The sequence below is a fragment of the Desertibacillus haloalkaliphilus genome (assembly GCF_019039105.1).
In the GTDB taxonomy this organism is placed as follows: Bacteria; Bacillota; Bacilli; order Bacillales; family KJ1-10-99; genus Desertibacillus; species Desertibacillus haloalkaliphilus.
This window is the reverse complement of record NZ_JAHPIV010000003.1, coordinates 67057-74179: the sequence shown is the minus strand read 5'-3', so window position 1 is coordinate 74179 and position 7123 is coordinate 67057. Positions and strand designations below refer to the sequence as shown.

General features: G+C 41.2%; 6 protein-coding genes. 3 read left to right on the top strand and 3 right to left on the bottom strand.

The features are described from left to right. The first annotated feature begins 158 nt into the window (after positions 1 to 158). Entirely contained in the window at positions 159 to 1454 is a 1296-nt protein-coding gene (locus tag KH400_RS04310; RefSeq protein WP_217222258.1) for an NCS2 family permease, read from the top strand. Between the two features lie 25 nt (positions 1455 to 1479). Here KH400_RS04310 and KH400_RS04305 read toward each other — a convergent pair whose 3' ends face one another. Together KH400_RS04305 and KH400_RS04300 are read right to left on the bottom strand one after the other, a co-directional pair. Then, complete coding sequence (locus KH400_RS04305; protein ID WP_217222256.1) at positions 1480 to 2196, bottom strand: endonuclease/exonuclease/phosphatase family protein; 717 nt, start codon at positions 2194 to 2196, stop codon at positions 1480 to 1482. A 62-nt stretch (positions 2197 to 2258) separates the two neighbouring features. Next, positions 2259 to 3128: an SDR family oxidoreductase gene (locus tag KH400_RS04300; RefSeq protein ID WP_217222648.1), complete on the bottom strand. Its 870-nt coding sequence runs from the start codon at positions 3126 to 3128 to the stop codon at positions 2259 to 2261. Between the two features lie 198 nt (positions 3129 to 3326). Between KH400_RS04300 and KH400_RS04295 the strand changes: the two genes are divergently transcribed. Further along, complete coding sequence (locus KH400_RS04295) at positions 3327 to 3515, top strand: YfhD family protein (RefSeq protein WP_217222254.1); 189 nt, start codon at positions 3327 to 3329, stop codon at positions 3513 to 3515. Positions 3516 to 3682: 167 nt separating this feature from the next. Next, positions 3683 to 5200 (top strand): BCCT family transporter, encoded by a 1518-nt coding sequence (locus KH400_RS04290; protein ID WP_217222646.1) that lies wholly within the window; start codon positions 3683 to 3685, stop codon positions 5198 to 5200. Between the two features lie 446 nt (positions 5201 to 5646). Here the strand turns inward: KH400_RS04290 and glnA are convergent, their stop codons facing one another. Further along, positions 5647 to 7005, bottom strand: coding sequence for a type I glutamate--ammonia ligase (glnA, locus tag KH400_RS04285; RefSeq protein WP_217222252.1), 1359 nt, complete (start codon positions 7003 to 7005; stop codon positions 5647 to 5649). Positions 7006 to 7123 lie beyond the last annotated feature (118 nt).

Here is a 7123-nt window from a genome sequence, read left to right as displayed (position 1 = left end):
GCTTTTCTATTTGTCTAGCTTCAGGTGCCATCGGCTCGAGGTCACTTCGGTCCGTCATTCGAAGCATAACAGCGCTTCTTATGTCGGCCCTCCAGTGCTGGTCGCCGATAACCAGGCACCTGGCGCTTTTCTATTTAACATACAGGAGGATATGCATCATGAAACAATTCTTTCGCTTTGATGAATTAGGAACGAATTACAGACGAGAATTTACTGCAGGCTTAACGACGTTCCTATCTATGGCTTATATATTAGCGGTGAACCCGATGATTTTAGGGGAAGCCGGTATGGATGAAGGAGCTGTCTTTACCGCAACGGCTCTTGCTGCCATCATTGGAACACTTTTAATGGGGCTGCTTGCTAACTATCCGATTGGATTAGCACCAAGTTTGGGGCTTAACTCTTTCTTTACGTACTCGGTCGTGGTCGGCATGGGCATCCCTTGGGAAACAGCACTTGCCGGTGTCCTTGCTTCTGGGATCATCATGATCTTCATCACGTTATTAAAAATCCGCGAGAAAATTATCAATGTCATTCCAAAAGATTTAAAATATGCAACATCAGCCGGGATTGGATTTTTCATTGCTTTTATCGGTTTAAAGAATGCTGAGATCATCATTGATGATCCCGCTACTTTTGTAGCCCTTGGGAACCTGACGGCTTGGCCAACGTTATTAGCCATCATCGGTTTTATTATTACCATCATATTATTAGTGCGAGGTTTCAATGGTGGGATCTTCTACGGAATGGTGATTACAGCTATCATTGGTGTGATCTTCGGGATTAGCGATCGACCAGATCAAATCGTCAGTGCAATTCCTAGCCTTGAGCCAACTTTCGGGGTTGCTTTTCAAGAACTAGGCAACATTTTTACACTTGATTTACTCGTTGTTATCTTTACCTTTTTGTTTGTCGATTTCTTTGACACGGCTGGAACGTTAATCGCTATTGCCAGCCAAGCCGGGATTATGAAAGGGAATAAAATCCCACGGGCGAGCAAAGCTCTATTTGCAGATTCAACAGCAACCGTAGCTGGTTCTGTGCTCGGAACATCAACAACAACGTCGTTAATCGAGTCCTCTTCAGGAATTGCAGCTGGTGGACGTTCAGGTTTTACGGCTGTTGTCGTTGCTGGATTATTCTTTGTATCGATGTTCTTTTCACCTTTACTCGTTGTTATTACGTCTTACGTAACTGCCCCTGCTCTAATCATTGTTGGGATTTTGATGGCAAAACAGTTGTATAACATTGAGTGGGGGAACCTTGCGATTGCGATCCCTGCCTTTGTCACAGTCATTATGATGCCTCTTACATTTAGCGTTGCAACGGGGATTGCTCTTGGGTTTATTTTATATCCGATTATGATGTTCGCGATTAAGAGGCGACAAGAGATTCACCCGATTATGTATGGGTTATCTGTTATATTCATCATCTATTTTGCTTATTTAGTATAATTTAAAGGATGGGAGCATCGATTTGCTACCCATCCTTTTTCAAGTTTAGAACTGCTTTTACCGGCAAATGGTCTGAGGCGATAGGATTTGCTTTAACGACTTCTGCTGTACGGATATCGAAGTGCTCACTGACAAACAAGTAATCAAGGCGAATGAGTGGAAAAGTAGCTGGAAATGTAGCTCCATTTTTTCTACTACTCCAAACATCATATACATAATGTGTTAACGGCACCCAACCAGAAAACTGAGGCCTTCGATTGCCATCGGCGATGATGATCACTGGCTTTTCCTTCACACAAATACGATTCGTTAAAAAACTCACCTGTTTTTGATGAAGATCCCGATTCAAACTAAAATGCGTAACAAAACAAATGACCTCAACTCCACCTAGATCAACGGTCGCTTCAATGATGGAGCGATCTTCGGTACGTTTTCTAGCTGAGCCGATAACGTGGTGGTGATAGTCACTAATTGGGTAACGAGATAAGAGCGCGTTACCAAACTGACTGTCTTCCCCACGCGTAATTGCCGGGCCAAATACTACATTCATGTCTAACCGCTGAGCTAGGACAACTGCCTGATCCTGAAAGCGACTCCGTAATGAAAATTGCCGATCAACTTCATGTAAACCACAAATATCGACACTGCTCTTTTTAATTACTGCTGCAATCCGATCTAAATCAAGGCGTAAATCCATCCCTCTACCGTGGTGGATATTAAACCCTAATACTGAAATGTCCATGATTGACCCTTCCTGCACACGTTTTATACCTATTGTCCCCAGATTAAACGATAACAATCGGTTTAACAGCCCGCGATCATCCCACCACTAACATGGATCGTTTCACCAGTCACATAACGTGAGTCGTTTGAAGCCAAATAAACGTAAGCCGGTGCCAACTCAAACGGTTGTGCAGCCCGCTTCATTGGCGTACCATAACCAAACGTAAGCATATCTGATGCCGGATAACTTGATGGAATGAGCGGCGTCCATACAGGTCCTGGTGAGACTCCATTCACCCGAATACCTCGATCAACAAGGTTTAGTGCTAGTGATTTTGTAAAAGAAATAATCGCTCCCTTAGTAGCACCATAATCCAAAACGTTACGCTGACCTTCGAATGCAACTTCAGAAGCTGTGTTAATAACTGCACTTCCTTCATCCAAAAAGCGGAGGGCAGCTTTCGTTAAGTAAAAGTATGAAAATACATTCGTTTGAAAAGTACGTATCAGTTGGTGTGCACTAATCTCTTCAAGCTGATCTCGCGGATGAGCTTCGGCACAATTGTTAACGATAATATCAACCTTTCCAAATGTTTCAACTGTTTTCGAGACAACTTGACGACATACATCTTCATAACCAAGATCCCCCGCTATCGTTAAACAACGTTGTCCAAGTTGTTCAATTCGCTGTTTCGTTTCAAAAGCATCGCGGTGTTCATTGAGATAAGCAATCACAACATTCGCACCTTCTTTTGCAAAAAGGATCGCAACAGCTCTGCCGATGCCACTATCTCCGCCTGAGATGATTGCTGTTTTCCCGGTTAATTTCCCTGCCTTGCGGTAACTAGCATCCTCTGCAATTGGACGAGGTTCCATTACCCATTCTAGACCAGGTTGAACTGACTGATGTTGGGGCGGAAACTGAATCGGAATCCTTTCTTCCCTCGTCATATAACCATACTCATAATCTGCCACTATTCACTCACCCTTAAAACCATAATTGATGCTAATACGTTATTCACCTATAGCCCAATGCGACACTAATAACGGACAGTCATATACCAACGATTGGTTTCATGAAATTACGCTCGTCTCCACATTCTAATGATTGAACAACTTTTTATATCCATAAAGAAAGGGGTTTTCAACATGGGTAGAGCGCATGATCAACGACCACGAGACAAAAACAAAGCAACATTACCACAAACACCACGAAGAGATATTGCAAAAACAAACGACGACCTTGAATTAGCAAAAGAAGTGAATGAGCTTTACGACCTTGAAGCAAAGCCGGGTTTTGATGTTACCGCTGCAAAACGTAAAGGGAATCAAAAATAAAAAAATGCACCTACCAGTTTACGCTTACTACGATGAAAATCTCATCGTAGTTTTTTCGTTACTCCATGTTGTTCAATATAATCATAAATAGGAAACGATCGTAACGGTTATAGTAATAAAACAAGTTACATATTTTTTAGATCTAAACAGACAAGGGGTGAACTATGATGGAAAACAAAGCAAGTTTTATGAATATTGTTTTTTGGGTTTCTGCCATTGTCATTTCATTTTTAGTGTTTGTCGGTGCTATCTTCCCACAAACATTTGAACGTTTTTCAAATATGATCTTTGACTTTACAACTTATGCCTTTGGTTGGTTCTATCTCATTGCCGTTTTTCTTTTTGTACTCTTTTGCCTATTCCTAGCTCTTAGTAAGTACGGACGAATCAAACTTGGTAATGACGAGGACACCCCAGACTATCCATTTTTCACTTGGGTTGGCATGTTATTTAGTGCCGGTTTTGGGATTGGTCTTGTTTTCTGGGGTATTGCTGAGCCGATGAGTCACTTTTTCGTCCCACCACAACCAGATATCCCAGAGCTAACAGATGATGCAGCGCGTGTTGCGATGCGATATTCATTTTTTCATTGGGGCGTTAGTCAATGGTCGGTTTTCACAATCGTTGGGCTTGCAATTGCTTACTTTCAATTTAGAAAAAAAGAGAATGGCTTAATTTCTACGACATTCAATCCGTTAATCGGGGTTGGTGGCAAAAGTCCTCTACGTAACACGATCGACATTTTAGCTGTTATTGCCACAGTCATGGGGGTTGCTACCTCTGTCGGTCTTGGAATTCTCCAAATTAACGGAGGTCTGACAAATGTTTTTGGACTCCCGAATGCGACGTATGTACAGTTAATAACGATTGCAGTCTTGCTCGTGCTCTATTTAATATCATCCACAACTGGACTTGACCGTGGCATTCGTTATTTAAGTAACCTTAATCTCTCCTTGGCGTTAATTTTAATGGTCTTTGTTTTCATTGCAGGACCAACCGTGTTTATCTTAAACAGTTTTACCCTTGGACTTGGTGATTACATCTCCCGTTTTATTGAAATGAGTTTACGCCTAACACCCTATCAAGGTGGGACATGGGTTCGCGATTGGACAATCTTCTATTGGGCGTGGGCCATCGCTTGGTCACCTTTTGTTGGTGGCTTTATCGCTCGTGTCTCTCGCGGCCGCACAGTAAGACAATTTGTTCTTGGCGTATTAATCATTCCGCCATTGATTGCGTTGATTTGGGTTTCTATTTTCGGAGGAACTGCACTACATTTTGATCTTTTCCAAAATACAGCGATTGCCGAAGCCGTTAATGAAGATGTTACCAATGCCTTATTTGTTACTTTTAATGAATTACCATTAACATTGGTTGCTTCTATCTTATCAATATTACTGATTTTCACCTTCTTAATTACATCTGCCGACTCAGCAACCTTTATTTTAGGGATGATGACAACAGGTGGGAGCCTTAATCCACCACTCGTTGTCAAAATTATTTGGGGTGCGTTAATTGCCGCGATCGCAGCGGTACTTTTATTAAGTAGCGGACTTGAGGGTCTGCAAACAGCTTCATTGATTTCTGCACTACCGTTTACGATCATTTTAATTATCATTTGCGTTTCCCTATTTAAGTCCTTCCAAAAAGAAGGCAAGCGTAAACCTAAACAAAAACAAAAATAACAAGTCTAAGGTGGTACGTATAAACTCACTTCCATGTCGGTAAGCATTGTTTCAAAAAGGTCGTCTGATCGACAAAACCAAACGCTGAAAAACGAACCACCTCCTTTTTTCTTTAACAAGTAAATTGCAAAACGCAGAGGTAGTAACAATCCCTGCGTTTTTTAATCCTTTAATGAATGGGAGATCAACTAATAAGAGCTGACATTAGTAGAAGAAAAAGCTATACCCAATAAAGTTATTTTTATGAAGGACACTTCCCTTGCTTTTCCCGCCTGTTTTGTCCTTCATCAGCTTTATAAACCACTAGCTAGCTAACTCGTTTTTAAATCTTAAGCAAACAAAAAACAAGTGAATGATTTCACCATTCACTTGTTCATATATTTGTTATTTTTAATTTCGGCTCTGATTAGACCCACTTACTAACCTGAGTTTCTAGCTTTTATTAACTAAAATTTCGTTTGGTAGTTTTCTAACTCCCAGCCATGGACAGCGGTACGGAAACTATCCCACTCGGCACGTTTTAACTCCATATATTCATTAAAGACATGGTCACCAAGTGTTTCCTTACCAATTCTTCCTTCTTCTAATGCATCAAGTGCAGCATCAAGGCTTGGTGGTAAGTTTTCGATTCCGCGCTCTGTAAGTTCAGCATCGGACATACTGAAAATATCATCTACAACTTCTTCAGGGGCAGTTACGTTACGTTCAACACCATCAAGACCAGCTGAGGCAACTGTTGCAAATGCTAAGTATGGGTTTGCAGAAGGATCTGGGCAACGAATTTCAACACGAGTACCGGCACCGCGAGTCGCTGGAATACGGATTAATGCCGATCGGTTTGAAGCTGACCAAGCGATGTAACAAGGTGCTTCATAGCCTGGCACTAAACGTTTATAAGAGTTGACTAATGGGTTAATGACTGCAACAAAGTCTTTTACATTGTCAATCAAGCCACCAATGAATTGATACGCAGTTTCAGATAGTTCACGGCCATCACTCTCATCGTAAAAGGCATTTTCACCTTTTTCGATATCAAATAATGAAATATTCGTATGCATACCGTTCCCGTTTGCACCTGCGATCGGCTTTGGCATGAACGACGCATGCAAACCAAATTGTTTAGCAACTGTTTTAACGACCCATTTATACGTTGTCGCTAAATCTGCTGCACCTAGCGCATCGGCATATTTAAAGTTAATTTCATGCTGACCTTCTGCCACCTCATGGTGAGACGCTTCGATCGTAAAGCCCATCTGTTTTAACGTGCGGTAAATTTCTAAACGAACTTTTTCACCATAATCATGCGGTGATGGTTCAAAATATCCAGCAAAATCTTGTGTTTCTGTTGTCGGACGACCTTTTTCATCTGTCTCGAATAAGAAAAACTCTAGCTCTGGTCCAATACTGATTGAATAACCTTTATCTTCGGCTTTCTTCACGGTTTTTTTTAAGACATTACGTGGGTCACCTTCGAAATCGCTTCCGTCTGGGTTTGTTACGCTGCACAAGAACCGTCCCTCAGCGTAATCTTCTTCAACAGACCAAGGTAGAACAGCGAACGTCGTTAAATCTGGTTGTAAATATAAGTCTGATTTATTAATTGGCGAGAAACCAGTGATTGAAGAACCATCAAACATTGTTTTTCCTTCAACAACATCATCTAGCTTTTCTACCGTTGTCGTCACATGCTTTAATGTCCCTTCAAGATCAACAAATTGTAGGTGTAATAACTCAACATTTTTTGTTTCAATTGTTTCCTTAATTTCCGCTAATAAACTTTCCTGAGTCGGTACTGAAATTGCCATAACTAACACTTCCCCTTCCGTGTAATCGATATTAACATCGTTTGTTAGTTACAATAGTAAGACATATCAGAAAGTTTGTAATGATCCTTGTCAGGAAACCTCACAAAGAAATTTCAGC

What these genes read in the sequence shown, in the direction of transcription:
- KH400_RS04310 (WP_217222258.1), top strand. Translation starts at nt 159, where the DNA reads ATGAAACAATTCTTTCGCTTTGATGAATTAGGAACGAATTACAGACGA.
- KH400_RS04305 (WP_217222256.1), bottom strand. Translation starts at nt 2,196, where the DNA reads ATGGACATTTCAGTATTAGGGTTTAATATCCACCACGGTAGAGGGATG.
- KH400_RS04300 (WP_217222648.1), bottom strand. Translation starts at nt 3,128, where the DNA reads ATGACGAGGGAAGAAAGGATTCCGATTCAGTTTCCGCCCCAACATCAG.
- KH400_RS04295 (WP_217222254.1), top strand. Translation starts at nt 3,327, where the DNA reads ATGGGTAGAGCGCATGATCAACGACCACGAGACAAAAACAAAGCAACA.
- KH400_RS04290 (WP_217222646.1), top strand. Translation starts at nt 3,683, where the DNA reads ATGGAAAACAAAGCAAGTTTTATGAATATTGTTTTTTGGGTTTCTGCC.
- glnA (WP_217222252.1), bottom strand. Translation starts at nt 7,005, where the DNA reads ATGGCAATTTCAGTACCGACTCAGGAAAGTTTATTAGCGGAAATTAAG.